This is a genomic window from Xanthomonas campestris pv. badrii (assembly GCF_012848175.1).
Taxonomy (GTDB): domain Bacteria; phylum Pseudomonadota; class Gammaproteobacteria; order Xanthomonadales; family Xanthomonadaceae; genus Xanthomonas; species Xanthomonas campestris_C.
Genome location: NZ_CP051651.1, coordinates 4063104 through 4081469 on the forward strand (window position 1 = coordinate 4063104; position 18366 = coordinate 4081469).

Sequence of the window (18366 nt, forward strand, 5' to 3'; positions counted from 1 at the left end):
ACATTCCATTTGCACTTGCTGCCGCTGCATCTCGCCGATCCTGTCAAGTACGCTTGACAGGCACGATGCGCTCGTTGGACCTGCCTGTCAAGCACCCTTTACATGCGAGATGACCAGGTCAACCGCACCCTGGCGACTGTGCGGCCGCGTTTGTGGCTCACCGCTGCAGTGCGACACGCAACCTGCGTTAGGCTGCATGCCCAACCTTCAGCGGGAGCGATGATGCGGTTTACTGTTTTATTGGCAGCAGCACTGGGCTGCATGGCGAGCTCTGCAATGGCGCAAGGCAAGGGCCCGCGCACGATCCAGCTGGATCTGGCCACGGCCGGCGCGCCGGTGGACCGCTTCTATGATCTGTCGGTCGGCTCGGACTTTCCCGGCACCTTGATCCGCCCCGACACCCAGGCGCATCTGGTGCCGGCGGTGCAGGAGCTGGGGTTTCGCTACATCCGCTTCCATGACGTCTTCCACGACGCGCTCGGCACGGTGAAGGAGGTCGATGGCAAGCTCGTCTACGACTGGACCAAGCTGGACCAGCTCTACGATGCGCTGCTGGCCAAGCGCATCCGCCCGTTCGTCGAACTGGGCTTCACCCCGAATGCGATGAAGACCTCCGAACAAACCTTGTTCTACTGGAAGGGCAACACCTCGCACCCGGATCCGGCCAAGTGGACGCAGCTGATCAACGCCTTCATCCAGCATATCCGTGCGCGCTACGGTGCCGAGGAAGTGCGGCAGTGGTATTTCGAAGTGTGGAACGAGCCCAACCTGAAGGATTTCTGGGAGAACGCCGACCAGCAGGCCTACTTCGACCTGTACGCGAACACCGCGCGCACCATCAAGGCGATCGATCCGCAGCTACGCGTCGGCGGCCCGTCCACCGCCGGTGCGGACTGGGTGCCGGAGCTGCTGGCCTTCGTGGCGAAGAACAAGCTGCCGATCGATTTCGTCACCACGCATACCTATGGCGTGGACGGCGGCTTTCTGGATGAAGACGGCAAGCAGGACGTCAAACTGTCTGCGTCCCCGGATGCCATCGTTGGCGACGTGCGCCGCGTCCACGCACAGATCAAGGCATCGCCGTATCCGCAGCTGCCGCTGTACTTCACCGAGTGGAGCGCCAGTTACACCCCACGCGATTACGTCCACGACAGCTATATCAGCGCGCCCTACATCCTGACCAAGCTCAAGCAGGTGCAGGGCATGGTGCAAGGCATGAGCTACTGGACCTACACCGATCTGTTCGAAGAACCCGGTCCGCCGCCCACGCCGTTCCATGGGGGTTTCGGCCTGATGAATCGCGAAGGCATCCGCAAGCCGGCCTGGTTTGCCTACAAATACTTGAATGCGCTCAAGGGCCGCGAGATTCCGCTCGCCGATGCGCATGCGCTGGCCGCACTGGACGGCAAGCGTCTGGCTGCGCTGGTATGGGATTGGCAGCAGCCGGTGCAGGCAGTGAGCAATACGCCGTTCTATACCAGGCAGGTGCCGGCCACCGACAGCGCGCCGCTGCAGCTGCGCATGACCCAGGTGCCCGCCGGCAACTACACCTTGCAGGTGCGCAAGACCGGCTACCGGCGCAACGACCCGCTGTCGCTGTACATCGACATGGGCCTGCCCAAGGCATTGAACGCAAAACAGCTGACCCAGCTGCAGCAGGCCACGCGCGATACGCCCGAGCAGGACAAACGCGTGCGGGTGGGCGCCGATGGCGTGGTGGAGGTCAGCGTGCCGATGCGCAGCAACGATGTGGTGCTGGTGACGCTGGAACCGACGGCACGCTGAGCGAGGCGACCGCCGTCGTCACGCCGTGGGTTGGCGGCGTGGGCGTCATCGCCGCTCACACCGCGTCGCGCGCAGTCGTCATGTGGTGTGGCGGCACCTTCGGAACCGGGATGTCTGCCGGGGTGGCTTGACGCTTCCGCATACAGGCCACCGGCCTGACGGCCGCGCAGGCATCTCGTCGGCCAGCCCGCGTGGGACAGCAGGCCGCGGCGACAGGCGCACCCGCGCCCGCGCATTCCCGCACGGCGGCCTACTTGAGGTAGGTCTTGAGGATGGCCGCGATATCGTCCACGGCCAGCTCGCGGTCGGCCAGCGCCTGCGGCGTGGCCACGTGGTGTTTCAGGTGCTCGCTGAGCAATTCCACCATCAAGCCCTGCGCCGCCCCGCGGAAGGCGGCCACCTGGGTCAGCAACGCCGTGCACTCCACGTCCTGGGCCAGGGCCTTTTCCAGTCCTTCCACCTGCCCGCGGATCCTGCGCACGCGCGCGAGCAGTTTGGATTTGTCCTGATTGAGATGTGCCATCGATGTATACCCCCCAGGGGTATTTAGGATACCCTGTGGGGGTACCTTAGCCAGAGCCATCGCCCATGTCGACCATGCCCGTCGCGCCGCATTGCCCGCAGTCGCATACCTTTGCCAGCGCCAACCCGCTGGCCGAGCGCAGTACCCGCAAGGCGGTGCTGCTGACCGTGATCATGATGGTGGTGGAGATCGTGGGCGGCTGGACCCTCAACTCCATGGCCCTGCTTGCCGATGGCTGGCACATGAGCTCGCACGCGCTGGCGCTGGGCCTGGCCTTGTTCGCCTACCGCTTCGCGCGCCGCCATGCCACCGATGCGCGCTTCACCTTCGGCACCTGGAAGGTGGAAGTGCTGGGCGGCTACACCAGCGCGCTGCTGTTGTTGGGCGTGGCCGGGCTGATGGCGTTCCAGTCGGTGGAACGGCTGTTCTCGCCGCGGCCCATCCAGTATCAGGAAGCCACCGTCATCGCGGTGATCGGCCTGCTGGTGAACCTGATGTGCGCCTGGTGGCTGCGCGATTCGCATGGGCATGGCCACGCGCACGGCCATCAACACGGGCATGGGCATGGCAGTCATGGCCATTCGCACCCGCACGACCATCATGGTCATGGTCATCGCCACGACGCGCACAGCGACCTCAATCTGCGTGCCGCGCATCTGCACGTGGTGGCCGATGCCGCAACGTCGGTGCTTGCGATTGTGGCGCTGGTGGCCGGCATGCACTGGGGCGTGACCTGGCTGGATCCCATCATGGGCATCGTTGGCGCGGTGCTGGTCACCGTCTGGGCCTGGGGGCTGCTGCGCAGCACCGGCCGCGTGCTGCTGGATGCGGAAATGGACGCGCCGGTGGTGGCCGAGGTGAAGCAGGTCATCGCCGAGCTTGGGCATGCCATCGACATCGCCGACCTGCATGTCTGGCGCGTCGGCAGCGATCGCTACGCATGCGTGCTCTGCCTGGTGACTGCGGCGCAGATCGATGCGGAACTGGTGCGCAACGCATTGCAGATCCACGAGGAACTGGTGCATGTCACCGTCGAGCTACGGCGCCCACCGACGCTACGCGCGGCGGCCTAGCTGTACGGCGCCTGCTCCATTGCGCGTTGGTTTTGCCGCGCAACTTCAGTGGATCGCTGACACGGCGCCCATCACGGCGCCGCCGGCCCGATCTTGCGCAGGCTCAGCAGCAGTCGCCGCACCCCAAGCACGACACCGGTGAGCGAGAATGCCAAGCCCAATAGCAGCGGCACGATCTGCACACCGCGTCTGATCAGCGGATGCGACTGCAGCAGCGGAAAGTTGGTGGTATGGATGGCCAGATACAGCCAGGCATAGGTGCGGCGGCTGGCATCGAGCGCCAACAACGGTGCACCGCTGGCGGCGTCGAAATACAGCGCGCTGCGCGCAGGCGATGCCACCGTCAGCCGCACCGCATCGGCCGCAATCGCGTCGGCCTGGCGATACAAGGCCTCGCCACTGCCCGGTGCGGCCGGCACCGGGTCCAGCGCCCATGCGCGCGCAGCCGCTTGCCGGATCGTCGCAGGCGACAGCCGGGTGCCGGTGATGCGACCGGACACCCCCTCGCTCACTGCGGTGCCTGCAGGCCCGCGTGCCACGGCAACGGGGCGGCCGCCGACCGCGGTGAAGTCGATCTGTGTGGCGCCCGACAGGCAGCGCAGCGCATCGACATCAATGCCGGCAAAGGCAACCGCTAACGGCGCCCCGGAATAACGCGCAACCTGGGCCGGCTCGGGAATGCCCCTGGAAAACAGCCTGCCGTGATCCATCGACAGCCAGCCGCTGAAGATCCAGCCCAGCACGAACACCGCGGCAACCAGGCCCAGCCCGTGGTGCCAGCGCAGCCAGCCGCGGAAACCGGACCACGCCGGCTTGGGGCTGCGCATGCGTTGCCGGGTGCGGTAGACCCCGAGCAGCGTGCCGGCGCTGGCACTGCACAGCGCCGCCAACGCCAGCCACCACACGGTACGGTCCCACGCGGTGAAACTGCGCCGGAGCTGGGTGAAATACAGCCAGTGCGGAATCGAGCCGACCCAGTTCCACGCGCGCTCGTTCGCGCGCGTGCGCTGCACCACTTCACCGGTGCGCGCCGACACGTACAGCACCGTGCCCAGGTCGTCTTCCAGCGCCGCACGGTACAACGGCCGCCACGGATCGAACTTCTGATGCACCACCCATTGGTCGTAGTCCAGCGGGCCATCCAGTCGCTGCACGCCGGCATGGCCGAAACCGGCGGCGATCGCGCCGGCCGCCTTGGCGCTGAGCATACCGCGCACGCGACCATCGATGCCATCGACCGTGGTCGTGGTGGTCGCGTTACCGACCACATACCCGGGGCGTCCGCCGAGGGACACCAGCCGCAGCGTGGTGGCGTTGCGTACCTGGCGCAAGGCCTGCGCAGGCGCAATCGCCAGCCTGCCCAGATCGATCGGTTCGGCCGCGCTCCAGCGCTGTTGCGGGCTCAACGCCGGGAACGGCACGAACACCAGCACCAGCCCGCTGGCAAACCACACCGCAAACATCAGGCAGAACGCCACACCGGTCCAGCGATGCAACCAGGCGACCCAGAACATCTTCGGCCTGGGCCGTGCCACCCGGTTAGAAGCGTGCATGCAGGCTCAGCTCCACTGTCCGCGGCAGGCCCAGAATGACCTGCCCGGGATAGAACACGTCTGCCCACTGCACGTAGTTGGTGTTGAACAGATTGTCCGCGTGCAGCGACAGCGAGACCTCCGAACTCACATCGTAGGTGGCGTACGCACTGGTCAAGGTGTACGACTCCAGGCGCAGCGTGTTGGCGAGGTTTCCATAGCGCGTTCCGACATGGCGCACCGAGGCACCCAATTCCAACGGCAAACCGGCAACGTTTCTCACGCTGGTCCAGGCATTGAACACCGACTTGGGGACATTGGTCGGGCGGTTGCCCGAGGCATCCAGGCCGCTGTTGCTGTCGATGAACTGCGCGTACTCGGCATCGACGTAGGCGTAATTGGCATTGGCACTCCACTGCGATGTGAGCTGCGCATCGATGCTGAGTTCGAACCCGCGCGAGGTCTGCCGGCCGATGTTGCTGAGCGCATCCTGCGCCGTCAGCGCCAGGATGTTGTTGCGCTTGATGTCGTACACCGCCAGCGTACCGCTCAGGCGTTGATCGGCCATGGCCGCCTTGATGCCTACTTCCGCCTGCCGCGATTTGCTCAATGCAAAATCCTGTCCCGCATTGACGATGAAGATATTGGAGCCAGCCGGATCGGTGGCGGTGGTGTAGGACGCATAAGGGGTGATGGCCGGGGTGAGCGCATAGACCAGACCAACGCGGCCATTGGCCGGGCGGTAGGTGCGCGAGAAACTCGATGCTGGCTGAAACTCGCCATCCGGGCCGAAATTCTTGCGGTCCAGATCCAGGTATTCGTAGCGCCCGCCGAGCACCAGCTTGGCCTTGTCGGTGACGTCCAATGCGTCTTCGAAGAACAGCGCGGCATTGGTCCAGGTGGTGGGGCTGCGCCGCCGCACCCGCTCGCCGAACGTGCCGGTTGGGTCCCGCGTGTCCAACGCCACGCTATCGCCATCGGGGAAACCGCGGTTCCTGACGAAATCCAGGCGGCTGTAATCCAGGCCCACCACCAGGCGATTGTTCAAACCTGCAATGCGGTGGTCGAAGGTCGCGCTGGTCTGATTCCCCCATAGCGCCTGATCGTGATACACGAAGAAGCGATCGCGGTCGATCAGGTTCGTCTGCGCGTTGTAGCTGTAACTCTCCGAGTTCAGCCAACGCCGATCGGCATGAAAGTAGTAGGCCATGTTCTGCAAGGTGACGGCGTCGGAGACCTTCCACTTCAGATACGCCTGCGGCCACACCTGACGCGAGTCGATGCTGGCATCGGCCACGTTGTAGTTGTTGCGGCGGGTGGCGCCATCGACGACCTCGCCGTTGGGCGCGCGCAGGATGCCGTTGATGGGGTTGCGCGCCACATCGGCCGGCACCAGCGGTGTGCCGAAGTAGGTCGACGGCTGGTCCTTTGCGTAATCCAGCGAAAATTGCGCACTGATGTCTTCGCGCGGATGCCAGAGCAGCGACACGGTGGCATTGAGCGCGCTGGAATCGGCGCCGTGCACATAGCCATCGGAAGACACCCGGCTGATGTCGGCGCGGTACGCCCAGTCGTCGTTGATGCCGCCACCGGCACCGACGCCGAACACCCGGCCGCCGTAGCTGGACGCGCCCAGCAGCGCTTCGTATTGCGCGGGCCCGAAGGTCGGCGCCTTGTTGGTCACGTTGACCGCGCCGCCCACCGCCCCCTGGCCGTAGATCACCGACGCCGGGCCTTTCAACACTTCGACCGATTGCAGGTTGAAGGTGTTCTGCGGCCGGTTGGTCATGTTCGACGGCCCCAGATACAGGCCGTTGTGCAAGATGGTGATCTGCCCGTCGGTGAAGCCGCGCATCGAGAACGTCGCCGGATTTCCCGGCGAGCCGCCGGTGTTGATGCCCGGCAGGCTCTCGGCGGCCTTTTCCACGCTGCGCAGGCCGCGCGCGTCGATCGCAGCCGCGTTGATCGCATCCAGCGTCCCCGGGGTCTCACGTGCAGACAGATTGAGCCGGCTGCCGGTTGGGGTGAACTGCTCCAGCGAACGCAGGCGCCCGCTCACCACCACCTGGTCCAGCGTGGTCGCCTGCGTGGCTTGCGTTGTCTCTGCCTGCTGCGCGCGTGCGGTACCGATACAGCCCAGTGCAGCGGCGATTGACAAGGACAGCAGCGTGGCTTGCGTGCACGTCATGCGCATTCTCCAGATAGGCAGGTGGGGAGGGCCGGCGCGCGCGTCTCAGCGTTGCCGCGCAACGCCGAAACGCTGCGAGAGGTAGGCGCGGATGGCGGCCTCGTCGTCGATCACGCGGTAGTGCCCAACCGGTTTGCTGGCGGCCGCCGCGGCATCGGCGGCGGCCAGCACCAGCACCGGCAGCGACTGGTGCTGCTCGCCCAGCAGATCGACCAGCACCTGCCTGGGCCGCGGGAACGCCAGCCGCCGGATCTCCAGCCCATCGGCAATGGCCGGGGCGAGGCTGAGCAAGCCTTCGATGGCAATGCAGTCACCGCAGTAGAAGGGGCCATCGCCATCGACCGTAAATGCGGCCTCGGCCAGGAATAAGGTGTCGCACATCAACGGGTTACTCACCGATCGCTCTCCAGGGGAAGGTGCAAACCGGCCAATGGCTCAGTTCGCATGACAAAGACCATGTGCCCATGTTGCGCAGCAGCAGGCGATGGGTGAAAGTGGCGTAAACGCCATCTATCGGTCATTTCATGCCAACTTCCAGACGCCGCGCACGTCGCGATGGGTTACCGCCACTGGTGGTGGTGGTGGCGTACGACCAGCTGGGCTTGTTCGAATTCGGCATCACCACCGAAATCTTCGGATTGCCGCGCCCGGAAGTGGGCCCGGGCTGGTACCGGTTCGCCATTGCAGCGGCCGAGCCCGGCCCGCTGCGCGCGCTGGGTGGGCTTCGCCTGGAGGTGGACGGCGGACTGGATCTTCTCGACGCTGCACACACCATCATCGTTCCCAGCTGGAGGGATACCAGTACGCCGGCACCGGGTGCGCTGATCAAGGCGTTGCAACGTGCGCACAAGCGAAAGACACGGATCGTGTCGATCTGCGCCGGCGCCTTCGTGCTGGCCCAGGCCGGTCTGTTGCACGGACGCAGGGCCACCACGCACTGGCGCAACGCCGAGATGCTGGCCAACCATTACCCGCAGATCACCGTCGAGCCAGGCGTGCTCTACGTCGATGAGGGCGACATCCTGACCTCGGCCGGCAGTGCCGCCGGCATCGATCTATGCCTGCATATCGTGCGCGCCGACTTCGGCCCGGCGGTGGCCAACCAGGTCGCCAAACGGCTGGTGATGCCGGTACACCGCGACGGCGGGCAGGCCCAGTTCATCGACCGGCCGGTGCCGCCGATCCACGAAAGCGCCCGGCTTGGGCCGCTGCTGGACCGCATCGCGCAGGATCTCACCGCCAATCACAGCGTCGATGCCCTGGCCGACGCCGCCGGCATGAGCCGCAGGACCTTCCTGAGGCGGTTTCAGGCCACCACCGGCATGTCGCCGGGCAAGTGGATCGTCAACGAGCGCCTCAACCGGGCGCGCGAGATGCTGGAAACCTCCGGCGCCGACATCGAGCAGATCGCAACGCGCTGCGGCTTCGGGTCGACCGAAACGCTACGGCATCACTTCCGACGTGCGCTTGCGTTATCGCCAACGCAATACCGGCGTGTATTCGCCGGGCATCGCGGCGCCGGCGAGGCGCCCTGAGCGCATGCAATCATCGAGCGCAGCAAGGAGCGGCCACCGCGCGCGCGCAGCGTCTCACACCTTGGGTGGCGCGGAGCTGACGTATTTTTCGCGACGGATCTGCGCATTGGGCAGGCCGGCGGCCTTCAATGCCTCGGCACAGGTGTCCACCATGTCCGGGTTGCCGCACAGGTAGGCGATATCGCCATCGGCCGCCGGCGCGAACTCGGCCAGATGCTGTTGCACATAGCCGTGGCGCACATCGGCATGCGGCTGGGCAGGCAACTCGCGCGAGAAGCACGGCACATAGCGGAACTGTGGGTGCGCATCGGCGAACGCCCGGAAATCCTCGCCGTACAGCAGCTCGGCCGGGGTACGCGTGCCCTGCAGCAACACCACCTGCACACCGCGGGTGGCGATTGCCTCGGCCAGCAACGGCAGCATCGAGCGGTACGGGGTGACGCCGGTTCCGGTGGCGATCAGCAGGTAGCGCCGGTTCTGGTCGCCTGCCTGCAGGCAGAAGCGGCCATACGGGCCACTGGCCTGTAGCGGGTCGCCGATCTGCAGGCCTTCGAACAGCGCCGTGGCCGAGCCGCCGGGCACGAAGCTCACCGCGATGTCCACCGCCTCGCCCGGTCCCAGCGCGTGGTCGTGGATGGTCGCCAGCGAATAGCTGCGCTTGGTTGGCGTGCCATCGGCAGCGGCGAAATGGATCTGGATGAACTGCCCGGGCTGGAAATCCAGCGGCTGTCCGTCATCACGCACGAACTGGCAGTGGGCCACGGTGGGCGCAAGCATGCGCCGGTCGACAAGCTTGAGGGGGAATTGAACGGGCACGAACGTATTTGGGACAGTCTGTGATCGGGGCAAGCCCCCACGGGCTTCTATAATAACGGGCTGCAACTCGCTGCGCCGTGACCCTGGCGCGAAGGATCCTGCTTGAATTCCCCATCTCCCGGTACGCCCGCCCTGCGCGTGTGCGACCTGCGCAAGACCTACGACAACGGCACCCAGGCGCTCAAGGGCGTGTCGCTGGACGTGGTGCCCGGCGACTTCTTCGCCCTGCTCGGCCCCAACGGTGCCGGCAAATCGACCCTGATCGGCATCATCAGCTCGCTGGTGAACCTGTCCGGCGGGCAGGTGGAAGTGTTCGGCACCGACCTGGTCTCCCATCGCAGCGAGACGATGCGCCTGATCGGCCTGGTGCCGCAGGAAATCAACTTCAACCTGTTCGAAAAACCCTTCGACATCCTGGTCAATTACGCCGGTTTCTACGGCATGCCGCGCAGCCAGGCGCAGGCCCTGGCCGAAGTGGAACTGCGCCGCGCGCATCTGTGGGAAAAGGCCCAGGTGATGAGCCGCACGCTGTCCGGCGGCATGAAGCGTCGGCTGATGATCGCCCGCGCCATGATGACCCAGCCGCGCCTGCTGATCCTGGACGAACCCACCGCCGGTGTGGATATCGAGATCCGCCGCGACATGTGGCGCGTGCTCAAGGACATCAACGCTGCCGGCACCACAATTATCTTGACCACCCATTACCTGGAAGAAGCCGAGCACCTGTGCCGCAACCTGGCCATCATCAACCACGGCCAGATCGTCACCCAGGGGCCGATGCGCGAGCTGCTGGCCAAGCTCGACGTGGAAGGCTTCCTGTTCGACATCGACGGTGAACTGCCCGCCCAGCTGCCGGCGATCGAAGGCACCACGCTCACCGCCATCGACGGCCACACGCTGGATCTGGACATGCCGCGCGCGATGGACCTCAACCGCGTGTTCGCCGCGCTGGGCGATGCCGGCATCCGGGTGCGCTCGATGCGCACCAAGAGCAACCGGCTGGAAGAATTGTTCGTTCGCCTGACCGGGCCCGGCGAGAGTCCTGCCGCCCCGGCCCCTGCTGCAGCGGCGCCCGCGCGCCCGGCAGGTCACCCATGAGTCCCTCGGAGCCGTCGATGTCCGCCACGTCCGCAACACCCCGCCAGCGCAACTGGATCGCGCTGGGCACCATCGTGCGCCGCGAAGTGCAGCGCATCCTGCGCATCTGGGGCCAGACCCTGGTGCCGCCGGCCATCACCATGACGCTGTACTTTTTGATCTTCGGCGGGCTGATCGGCTCGCGCGTGGGCGACATGGGTGGCTACAGCTACATGCAGTTCATCGTGCCGGGCCTGGTGATGATGAGCGTGATCCAGAACAGCTACGGCAACATCTCCTCCAGCTTCTTCGGCGCCAAGTTCGGCCGCCATGTGGAAGAGCTGCTGGTCAGCCCGATGCCCAACTGGGTGATCCTGTGGGGCTATGTGTCCGGCGCGGTGCTGCGCGGCGTGATGGTGGGCGCGATCGTGCTGATCATCGCGATGTTCTTCACCCCGGTGCGCATCCCGCATCCGATCGTCACGCTGACCACGGTGCTGCTGGGCGCGACCATCTTCTCGCTGGCCGGCTTCGTCAACGCGGTGTACGCCAAGAAGTTCGACGACGTGGCGATCGTGCCCACCTTCATCCTGACCCCGCTGACCTACCTGGGCGGCGTGTTCTATTCGGTCAAATTGCTGCCCGGCTGGGCCGAGGCGGCTACCCATGCCAACCCGATCTTCTACATGGTCAACGCCTTCCGCTACGGCCTGCTCGGCAGCTCCGACGTGCCGATCTGGGTGGCCTACGCACTGATGCTGGGCTTTGTCGCGGTGCTCAGCGCGCTGGCGCTGTGGCTGCTGCGGCGTGGCGTGGGGTTGCGGGGTTGATGGCCATGCGCATCCTCATCCTGGGCGCCGGCGGCACCGGCGGTTATTTCGGCGGGCGGCTGGCGCAGGCCGGTGTGGACGTCACCTTCCTGGTACGCGATGCACGCGCGGCGCAGTTGCAGGCAGAGGGCTTGCGCATCCGCAGCCCGCTGGGCGATGCACAGATGCCGGTGGCGCAGGTGACCGCGCAAGACTTGCCGGCGCTGGTGGCGCAACAGCCATTCGACCTGGTGATGCTCAGCTGCAAGGCCTACGACCTGGACAGCGCCATCGAGGCGATTGCGCCGGCGGTGGGCGAGCACACCACGGTACTGCCGATCCTCAACGGGCTGCGCCATTACGCGGCCCTGGACGCACGCTTCGGCGCCGCACGCGTGCTGGGCGGGCTGTGCTTCATCAGTGCGACCAAGGGTGAACACGGCGAGATCGTGCACCTGGGCAAGCCGGCGGCGATCACCTTCGGCGAGCGCGATGGCAGTGCGGCGTCTGCGCGGGTGCAGGCCTTCGCCGCCGCCTGCACGCAGGCTGGCATCGACCACGTGGCCAGTCCCCAGATCGCGCAGGAGCAGTGGAACAAGTACAGCTTCCTCACCGCGCTGGCCGCGGCCACCTGCCTGATGCGCGCACCGGTCGGGGCAATCGTGGCCACCGATGACGGCCGCGCCCTGATCAACGGCCTGTACAACGAATGCCTGTGGGCGGCCGATGCGGCCGGCCAGCCGATCCCCGAACCCGCGCGTGCAAAAGCATTGCAGACGCTGTTGCAGGTGGATTCGCCGCTCAAGGCCTCGATGCTGCGCGACCTGGAAGTCGGCCAGGACGTGGAAGCGGCGCAAATCGTCGGCGACATGCTGGCGCGCGTGCGCGAGACCGGGCGCAACGCGCCACTGCTGATGGCCGCCAACGTGCATCTGCAGGCGTATCAGGTGTTGCGGCATCGTTAGGCGGCTGTGCGTGCGCATCGCCCCCATCCGCCCTTCGGGCACCTTCCCCCGCAAGCGGGAGAAGGACGTGGTCGCTACCGCCGCAAGACTGGCCGAACGGCCTGCCGCTTGGACCGGCAGATCCCTTCCCCCGCAAGCGGGAGAAGGTGGTGCGAAGCACCGGATGAGGGCGCGCTTGCTTGGCGTCGCCCGCGCACCGCCACAGCAACCTGCTGGCCACTCCGCCACTTGCTCCCCGCAGATCCCTTCTCCCGCATGCGGGAGAAGGTGGCGCGAAGCGCCGGATGAGGGCGCGCTTGCTTGGCGTCGCCTGCGCACCGCCACAGCCCCCCGGCCACTCCGCCGCTTGCTAACCGCAGACTTCTTCTCCCGCAAGCGGGAGAAGGTGGCGCAACGCGCCGGATGAGGGCCCGCACGCTCGCCGTCGCCTTCACGCCGCCACATCCACCGTCTTGCCATTCCACCACCCAGCTCCGGTAGATCCTTCTCCCGCATGCGGGAGCCGATAGACCCCTTCTCCCGCAAGCGGGAGAAGGTGGCGCAACGCGCCGGATGAGGGCGTGTTTGCTTGGTATAGCCTTCGCACCGCCGCGACGCCACGCACACGATGCTCTGCATCCCTCCATCGCCGTCATCATCATGAAGCTGCTCAGCCACCTGTTCCGCGCCGGTCATTTCGTGATCCTGGCGTTCTTCGCACTGTGCGCGGCGGGTTTGGTGACGATGGCCGGACTGGAGCTGTGGCATGGCTTCACTCCCGGCGGCGGCATGGTGGTCCGCGACCGCTTCAATGTGGTGCTGGAGGCCATCGGCCTGCTCACCGTGGCGCTGGTGACGCTGGAGCTGGGCCAGACCATCTTCGAAGAAGAGATCCTGCGCGACGTCAAGGTCAGCGGACCCACCCGTGTGCGCCGTTATCTGTCGCGCTTTTTCGTGGTGATCGTGATCGCGCTGGCGATCGAAACGCTGGTGTCGATCTTCGAGCTGATGCACGACGACCCGGCCAAGCTGCCATACGCCGCCGCGGTAGGGATGTGTGCGGCGCTGCTGCTGATCGCCTGGGGCGTGTTCGTCAAGCTCAATCGCAGCGCCGAAGAACTCGAACCCGAGTCGATGGAAGAAACCAAACGCGAAGACCGCGAGGTGCAGGAGTAGGACATTCAGGACTCAGCTGCGCAGGCGGTGCGCGCATTGCCAGGCGAGACCCTCGACAAACCCGTGCGCCAGGGTCGACGCATGTACGCGATCACGCACCCCTGTCGCGTGCAGCGAACTGCCTGCATCCAGATTCTCTGCCGTGGCCCCGGCGACGCCGTAAGAGGCTGAATACGCCCAATTCGGGTGCTAGAGTCCGCTTGTTCAGGCTGTCATCACTTGAACATAACGACTCCTCCATCGACCTATTCCCGCTTGGATATCCCCGGCGGGGATTTTCCTTAAAGCCCTCCATGCCTTCTCATTCTCTTCGTTGTGCTTCATCGGCACTGTTGCTGGCGGCCGCTGTGTTTGCCAACCAGGCCTGCGCCCAAGCAGTCGGCACCCCAGACGGTTTCGCCGCCGGCGTCACAGGTGGCGGCAATGCCCCCGCTGTCAGACCCACCTCTCTGTTGGAACTGCAGCAAGCGCTCTGCAGCAGCTTCGCGGGCAACCAGTGCACCGACACCACCGCGCGCGTGATCGTGCTGGACAGAACCTTCGACTTCACCGGCTCGCAGATCAGCGATGGGTCCCCCACCACGACCACGACCGGGTGCGTGGCCACCACGTGCAGCACCGGCACTAGCCAGCTGGGCTTGAATATCGCCAACTATTGCGCGGGCCGCACGGCTGCGCAGGTCAGTTTCGACAATGCCGGACGCACGCCGCTGCAGATCGGCTCCAACAAGACCCTGATCGGTCTGGGCAGCGATGGCGCCATCACCGGGCGCGGGTTACGCGTGGGTGGCGGCAACAGCAACGTCATCATCCAGAACATCACGATTTCCGACATCAATCCAAGCGTGGTCTGGGGCGGCGATGCGCTCGCGATCGACGACGCGGACGGGGTCTGGGTGGACCACAACCGCTTTGCCCGAATCGGCCGGCAAATGGTGGTGACCGGCTTCGGCAGCGCCTCGCACGTGACCCTGTCCAATAACGAATTCGATGGCCGCACCAGCACTTCCTCCACTTGCGACGATCGACATTACTGGTTGTGGCTGTTCCTGGGCGCGCACGACACCATCACCGTCGCACGCAATTATGTGCATTACACCTCCGGTCGTGGACCGCATGCCGGCGGCTTGAACAATGCATCGGTGCTGGCGCATATGGTCAACAATTATTTCGAAGACCTTTCCAAGGAGGGCGCCGCGATGCCGTTGACCTCGACGGCGCTGTTGCTGCTGGAAGGCAATTACTTCAACAAGGTGAGCCTGCCGGTCTATAACTATCCACACAGTCCAGGCCCCGGCTATACGTTTGCACCCTTCGCCGGCATGAGCGATCCGCGTAACGATCTATGCATGCAGTACCTCGGTCGAGAATGCGTGGCCAATGACCAGATCGCCAGTGGCAGCAAGACCCGGCCGCTGGACGAACAAGCCCTGGCAGGGTTCGGCCCGGTCAGCGCATCGCTGGTGATACCTGCGTCGGCTTCCAGCACCGCGACCACCGTGCGCGCGAACGCGGGGGTAGGCAAGATCAACTAAGAGCGGCTAACAGAACGTAGCGAGCAGTCGTCAGGTGGGTGTGGGCGGCGCGCAGGAACCGGAGTGTACGAGTGGTACATGCCGATTCCGAGCACCGACCGCGCCCGCCTGACGGCTGCGCAGTAGTTTTGTTAGCCGCTCTAAACCGTTGGTGTCCGGCGGAGTGTGCACGCCGCCGTCGGCGGGGGACCGGCCCGAGTACAGCGGGCGTCTACGAAACGAAGATGGCCTGCCTGGCCAACGTCAGCCATTGCTCACCGTTGCGGGCGACACCTGCGCGCGCCCATGTCATGACCAACCGGCAGCACAGGTCTCGGCGGCAACGCCGGCACCTGCATGCACGCGGTATCAGACCGATGGCATGCAGATGTGGCTGGCGCGGACTGCGCGGCGACGTGCAGCGGCAGCCGTCACCCCTGCGCGGGCAACGCCGGCACCGAGGTCGGCTTGCCATCGGCATCCAGCGCGATCATCACGAACTGGCCGCGCGTGCACAGCTCGCGCGCGCCGCTGAGCAGGTCTTCGGCGATCAGCTCCACTTCCACCTTGATCGAGCTGCGGCCCACCGACACCACGCGCGCGATGGTTTCCACCATCTGGCCCTGGCGGATCGGCAGCTTGAAATCCACCTGGTCCGAACGCGCGGTCACCACCGTGCGGCGCGCATAGCGCGAGGCGGCCAGGAACGCGGCCTTGTCCATCCACGCCAGCGCCTGCCCACCGAACAGGGTGCCCAGGTGATTGGTGTGGTTGGGAAAGACGATCTCGGCCATGCGGGCTTCGGTCGGTGCAACGGGGATGGAGTCGGTCATGAGGGCGGCACCGGAAGAAGGAAGGAAAGCCGGCCGATCAGCTGCGCAGCGCCGGCAGGAAACTCAGGTACATGTGATAACGCGCAGGTCGCTGCGGATCGACGAACACGCGCAGCGATTGCCCATCGCGCAGGAACGGCTGCGGATCGGTCCACAGGTTGTCGCTGCGATACTCCATCAAGATGTTGTGCGTGCGGTCGTGGCGATGGGCCAGGATACGGAACGGGTGCACGCCATTCACCTCTACGGACGCATTGCGTTCAACGCAGACGAAGCTCGCTTCTACCACCGTGCCATGCTGGCGCAACCACGAAGCACGCTGCGCATGCCATACGCGATAGCCGAGGATGCCGCCTCCCACGCCCCCAAACGCCACCCCCAGCAACACCAGGATCCAGCGCGCCTGATCCGGCAGCAGCGCCGCGCCCAGCAGCATGCCCAGCCCGGCGATCAGGAAGCTCCAGGCCACCACCGAGACGACCGGGTTCATCGCGGACCGCGGCGTCTTGCGCGGGCGGCCGCTGTAGTCACAGCCCGCTGCGGACCGCCGCTTCGACCTGCGCCGGCGACTGGAAGCCCGGCAGACGCGTCACTTCGGCGCCATCCTTGAACAACGCCAGGGTCGGCGTCTGCCGCAGGCCCAGCTCGCGGAAAAAGTCTTCGCCCACCACTTCCAGCTTCACCTTGAGAAGTGCGACGCCCGTGGCGTCCTCGCTCGCGGCGAACTTGTTTAGCGACATTTCGAGCATCTTGCAGCCCGGGCAATTGTCCTTGTAGAAATCCACCAGCACGCGCGGATGCGCAGCCAGGGTCTGGGTGTAGTGCTCAGGCGACGTGACGGTAATGGTCTGCATTGGGATCGTTCTTGCATTGGGCCAGGACTGTCTCGGTCCAGGCGGCGATGGCCTGCGCGTCGCGCTGGCCGTGGGGCATCTGTTCGATGGTCAAACGGGGAAACGGGCTGTCGAAGAAGCGCGCCATACGGTGCACCGCACCGCAGAAATACTCTTCGCCCCACTGGGTTTCCCCGGTGCCGAACACGGCAACACGCGGCGGCTTGCCCAGCGTCTCGACCAGCTCGACGATGAAACGCTTCATCTCCGCCGGCGTACGCCCGCCGTTGTCGGTCCAGCTACCGAGCAGCACCAGTTCGTACTGCCCGGGCGCATGCGGCACCTGTTCCAACCGCTGCATGTCGGTCTCCACCCAGGTCACCACATGCCCGGCCGCCTCGCAGTGCAGCGCGACACTGCGCGCCACATCGCGGGTGTTGCCGCTCAACGATGCCAGGGCGAGCAGGATGTTCATTTGGCAGGGAGTGGAGATTAGGGATTAGGGATTCGCAAAGGCGGCAACTGGTAGGTCATTGAAAGTCGTCAATCGATTTGTCTTAGCGCGGTGCTGCTGTGACGAATCCCACATCTCGAATGCCTAATCCCGCCGCTTCAACGAATCCCCAATCCCGACTCCCGAATCCCGGCTCCTCACAGATCGTCGAAGCCGTTATCCGAATTGGTCTTCTTGTACGAGGCGTTACGCATCTCGAAGAAGTCGGTCTTGGTCTCGGTGAAGTTGTCGGCGTAGGCCTTGATCCACGGCATCACGTTGTCGTTGGCGCCTTCGTACAGCTTCTCGATGCCGAGCATACCGGCCATCTTGTTGGCGCGGTACTTCACGTAGCGGATCATCTCGTCCACGTCGATGCCGTCGATGCCGTCCAGCACTTCGGCGGTCCACTGGGTTTCCAGGTCGATCGCGTGCTCGAAGGCCTTGTGCACGTAGTCGGTGAGCTGATCGCCCTGCAGCGCCTGGTTCTCACCGATGATGGCGCGAATCAGCTCGCTGATGAACTTCGAATGCGCCAGCTCGTCGCGGTTGATGAAGCTGATGATCTTGCCGGTGCCGGTCATGCGGTTCTGGCGCACCAGATTGTAGAAATACGCAAAGCCGGAGTAGAAGTTGATGCCTTCCAGGATCGAGGACTGGATCAGCGAACGGATCAGCGTTTCGGCCGTCTTCTCGCGCATGAAGTCTTCGTAGGCGCCCATGATCGGCGCATTGCGCTTGATGATGGTCGGATGCGTGCGCGCGATTTCGAACACGCGGTTCTGGTCGGCCAGGCCGGTGATCGAGGCCAGCACGTAGCTGTAGCTCTCGTTATGGATCACTTCCTGCTGGCCGATGATGGCGGCATTGGCGTGCGCGGCCGGGTCGGTGATGTATTCGGCCACGTTGTAGATGAAACGCGTCTGCGGCGAGTCCAGCGTGGCCAGCAAGCCGATGATCGAATCGTAGGCATTCTTTTCGCGCGCCGACAGCTCGTTGTACTGGCGCGCATCGCCCTTCATGTCCACCTCGTCGGGGATCCAGAAGTTGGTCGACAGTTCCTTGTACGCCCGATAGAACGACGGGTACGGGATGTCGTTCCAGTTGAGGATGCCCGAGGTCTGACCGTTGATGATGCCGGTCGAACGGTTGGGGTTGCGCGGCTCAAGGATCTTGATGCGGTCGAGCGGTGTTGCGGACATGGGTTTTTACTCGTGTTTCAGGCGTCGCGCGTC

At 65.2% G+C, this 18366-nt stretch carries 18 protein-coding genes and 1 other RNA gene; 8 read left to right on the forward strand and 11 right to left on the reverse strand.

Annotated elements, in window-relative coordinates:
- Positions 1-222: 222 nt before the first annotated feature.
- The gene (locus tag HG421_RS17325; protein WP_169707442.1) at positions 223-1785 is read left to right on the forward strand and encodes a GH39 family glycosyl hydrolase; all 1563 of its coding nucleotides are present in this window, start codon (positions 223-225) and stop codon (positions 1783-1785) included.
- A gap of 250 nt (positions 1786-2035) precedes the next feature.
- Here HG421_RS17325 and HG421_RS17330 read toward each other — a convergent pair whose 3' ends face one another.
- Positions 2036-2308 (reverse strand): metal/formaldehyde-sensitive transcriptional repressor, encoded by a 273-nt coding sequence (locus tag HG421_RS17330; RefSeq protein WP_169707443.1) that lies wholly within the window; start codon positions 2306-2308, stop codon positions 2036-2038.
- Between the two features lie 65 nt (positions 2309-2373).
- Between HG421_RS17330 and dmeF the strand changes: the two genes are divergently transcribed.
- Positions 2374-3381 carry a CDF family Co(II)/Ni(II) efflux transporter DmeF gene (dmeF, locus tag HG421_RS17335; RefSeq protein ID WP_169707444.1) on the forward strand — a complete coding sequence of 336 codons (1008 nt, stop codon included), beginning with the start codon at positions 2374-2376 and terminating at the stop codon, positions 3379-3381.
- 71 nt (positions 3382-3452) lie between these two features.
- Here dmeF and HG421_RS17340 read toward each other — a convergent pair whose 3' ends face one another.
- The 3 genes from HG421_RS17340 to HG421_RS17350 form a co-directional block, all read right to left on the reverse strand.
- Positions 3453-4844: a hypothetical protein gene (locus HG421_RS17340; RefSeq protein ID WP_211161865.1), complete on the reverse strand. Its 1392-nt coding sequence runs from the start codon at positions 4842-4844 to the stop codon at positions 3453-3455.
- Between the two features lie 76 nt (positions 4845-4920).
- Positions 4921-7101: a TonB-dependent receptor gene (locus tag HG421_RS17345; protein WP_169707445.1), complete on the reverse strand. Its 2181-nt coding sequence runs from the start codon at positions 7099-7101 to the stop codon at positions 4921-4923.
- Positions 7102-7146: 45 nt separating this feature from the next.
- Positions 7147-7497: a DUF3088 family protein gene (locus HG421_RS17350; RefSeq protein ID WP_169707446.1), complete on the reverse strand. Its 351-nt coding sequence runs from the start codon at positions 7495-7497 to the stop codon at positions 7147-7149.
- 128 nt (positions 7498-7625) lie between these two features.
- Between HG421_RS17350 and ftrA the strand changes: the two genes are divergently transcribed.
- A complete protein-coding gene (gene ftrA / locus HG421_RS17355) occupies positions 7626-8636 on the forward strand; it encodes a transcriptional regulator FtrA (RefSeq protein ID WP_169707447.1) in 1011 nt (336 codons plus the stop codon).
- A gap of 54 nt (positions 8637-8690) precedes the next feature.
- Here the strand turns inward: ftrA and HG421_RS17360 are convergent, their stop codons facing one another.
- Entirely contained in the window at positions 8691-9518 is an 828-nt protein-coding gene (locus tag HG421_RS17360) for a ferredoxin--NADP reductase (protein WP_169707448.1), read from the reverse strand.
- A 36-nt stretch (positions 9519-9554) separates the two neighbouring features.
- Between HG421_RS17360 and HG421_RS17365 the strand changes: the two genes are divergently transcribed.
- The 5 genes from HG421_RS17365 (at position 9555) to HG421_RS17385 (ending at position 14993) form a co-directional block, all read left to right on the forward strand.
- Positions 9555-10550, forward strand: a complete 996-nt coding sequence (locus tag HG421_RS17365; protein WP_169707449.1) for an ABC transporter ATP-binding protein — start codon at positions 9555-9557, stop codon at positions 10548-10550.
- Positions 10547-11359 carry an ABC transporter permease gene (locus tag HG421_RS17370; protein ID WP_211161743.1) on the forward strand — a complete coding sequence of 271 codons (813 nt, stop codon included), beginning with the start codon at positions 10547-10549 and terminating at the stop codon, positions 11357-11359. Before HG421_RS17365 ends, HG421_RS17370 begins: the two co-directional genes overlap by 4 nt.
- The gene (gene panE, locus HG421_RS17375) at positions 11359-12303 is read left to right on the forward strand and encodes a 2-dehydropantoate 2-reductase (protein WP_211161744.1); all 945 of its coding nucleotides are present in this window, start codon (positions 11359-11361) and stop codon (positions 12301-12303) included. The genes HG421_RS17370 and panE overlap by 1 nt, the downstream gene beginning before the upstream one ends.
- Positions 12304-12942: 639 nt before the next feature.
- Positions 12943-13458: a hypothetical protein gene (locus HG421_RS17380; RefSeq protein WP_169707452.1), complete on the forward strand. Its 516-nt coding sequence runs from the start codon at positions 12943-12945 to the stop codon at positions 13456-13458.
- Between the two features lie 200 nt (positions 13459-13658).
- Positions 13659-14993 (forward strand): polysaccharide lyase family 1 protein, encoded by a 1335-nt coding sequence (locus HG421_RS17385; protein WP_169707453.1) that lies wholly within the window; start codon positions 13659-13661, stop codon positions 14991-14993.
- 4 nt (positions 14994-14997) lie between these two features.
- On the opposite strand, the gene HG421_RS17390 is transcribed toward HG421_RS17385, so the two are convergent.
- The 6 genes from HG421_RS17390 to HG421_RS17415 all read right to left on the reverse strand — a co-directional run bounded on the left by HG421_RS17390 (position 14998) and on the right by HG421_RS17415 (position 18333).
- Positions 14998-15073: non-coding RNA, sX9 sRNA (locus HG421_RS17390), on the reverse strand.
- A gap of 330 nt (positions 15074-15403) precedes the next feature.
- Positions 15404-15805 (reverse strand): acyl-CoA thioesterase, encoded by a 402-nt coding sequence (locus HG421_RS17395; RefSeq protein ID WP_169707454.1) that lies wholly within the window; start codon positions 15803-15805, stop codon positions 15404-15406.
- Between the two features lie 37 nt (positions 15806-15842).
- A complete protein-coding gene (locus tag HG421_RS17400) occupies positions 15843-16295 on the reverse strand; it encodes a DUF3592 domain-containing protein (protein ID WP_169707455.1) in 453 nt (150 codons plus the stop codon).
- 37 nt (positions 16296-16332) lie between these two features.
- Positions 16333-16659, reverse strand: a complete 327-nt coding sequence (locus tag HG421_RS17405; protein WP_169707456.1) for a thioredoxin family protein — start codon at positions 16657-16659, stop codon at positions 16333-16335.
- Positions 16631-17113, reverse strand: a complete 483-nt coding sequence (locus HG421_RS17410) for a flavodoxin (RefSeq protein WP_169707457.1) — start codon at positions 17111-17113, stop codon at positions 16631-16633. Before HG421_RS17410 ends, HG421_RS17405 begins: the two co-directional genes overlap by 29 nt.
- A gap of 176 nt (positions 17114-17289) precedes the next feature.
- Positions 17290-18333, reverse strand: a complete 1044-nt coding sequence (locus HG421_RS17415) for a ribonucleotide-diphosphate reductase subunit beta (protein WP_003487313.1) — start codon at positions 18331-18333, stop codon at positions 17290-17292.
- Positions 18334-18366: the final 33 nt, after the last annotated feature.

Bases quoted from the DNA above. Each gene is read 5' to 3' on its own strand.
- HG421_RS17340 (WP_211161865.1), bottom strand. From the start codon at position 4,844: ATGTTTGCGGTGTGGTTTGCCAGCGGGCTGGTGCTGGTGTTCGTGCCG.
- HG421_RS17325 (WP_169707442.1), top strand. From the start codon at position 223: ATGCGGTTTACTGTTTTATTGGCAGCAGCACTGGGCTGCATGGCGAGC.
- HG421_RS17345 (WP_169707445.1), bottom strand. From the start codon at position 7,101: ATGACGTGCACGCAAGCCACGCTGCTGTCCTTGTCAATCGCCGCTGCA.
- HG421_RS17380 (WP_169707452.1), top strand. From the start codon at position 12,943: ATGAAGCTGCTCAGCCACCTGTTCCGCGCCGGTCATTTCGTGATCCTG.
- HG421_RS17400 (WP_169707455.1), bottom strand. From the start codon at position 16,295: ATGAACCCGGTCGTCTCGGTGGTGGCCTGGAGCTTCCTGATCGCCGGG.
- HG421_RS17395 (WP_169707454.1), bottom strand. From the start codon at position 15,805: ATGACCGACTCCATCCCCGTTGCACCGACCGAAGCCCGCATGGCCGAG.
- HG421_RS17410 (WP_169707457.1), bottom strand. From the start codon at position 17,113: ATGAACATCCTGCTCGCCCTGGCATCGTTGAGCGGCAACACCCGCGAT.
- HG421_RS17415 (WP_003487313.1), bottom strand. From the start codon at position 18,333: ATGTCCGCAACACCGCTCGACCGCATCAAGATCCTTGAGCCGCGCAAC.
- ftrA (WP_169707447.1), top strand. From the start codon at position 7,626: ATGCCAACTTCCAGACGCCGCGCACGTCGCGATGGGTTACCGCCACTG.
- HG421_RS17330 (WP_169707443.1), bottom strand. From the start codon at position 2,308: ATGGCACATCTCAATCAGGACAAATCCAAACTGCTCGCGCGCGTGCGC.
- dmeF (WP_169707444.1), top strand. From the start codon at position 2,374: ATGTCGACCATGCCCGTCGCGCCGCATTGCCCGCAGTCGCATACCTTT.
- panE (WP_211161744.1), top strand. From the start codon at position 11,359: ATGGCCATGCGCATCCTCATCCTGGGCGCCGGCGGCACCGGCGGTTAT.
- HG421_RS17370 (WP_211161743.1), top strand. From the start codon at position 10,547: ATGAGTCCCTCGGAGCCGTCGATGTCCGCCACGTCCGCAACACCCCGC.
- HG421_RS17405 (WP_169707456.1), bottom strand. From the start codon at position 16,659: ATGCAGACCATTACCGTCACGTCGCCTGAGCACTACACCCAGACCCTG.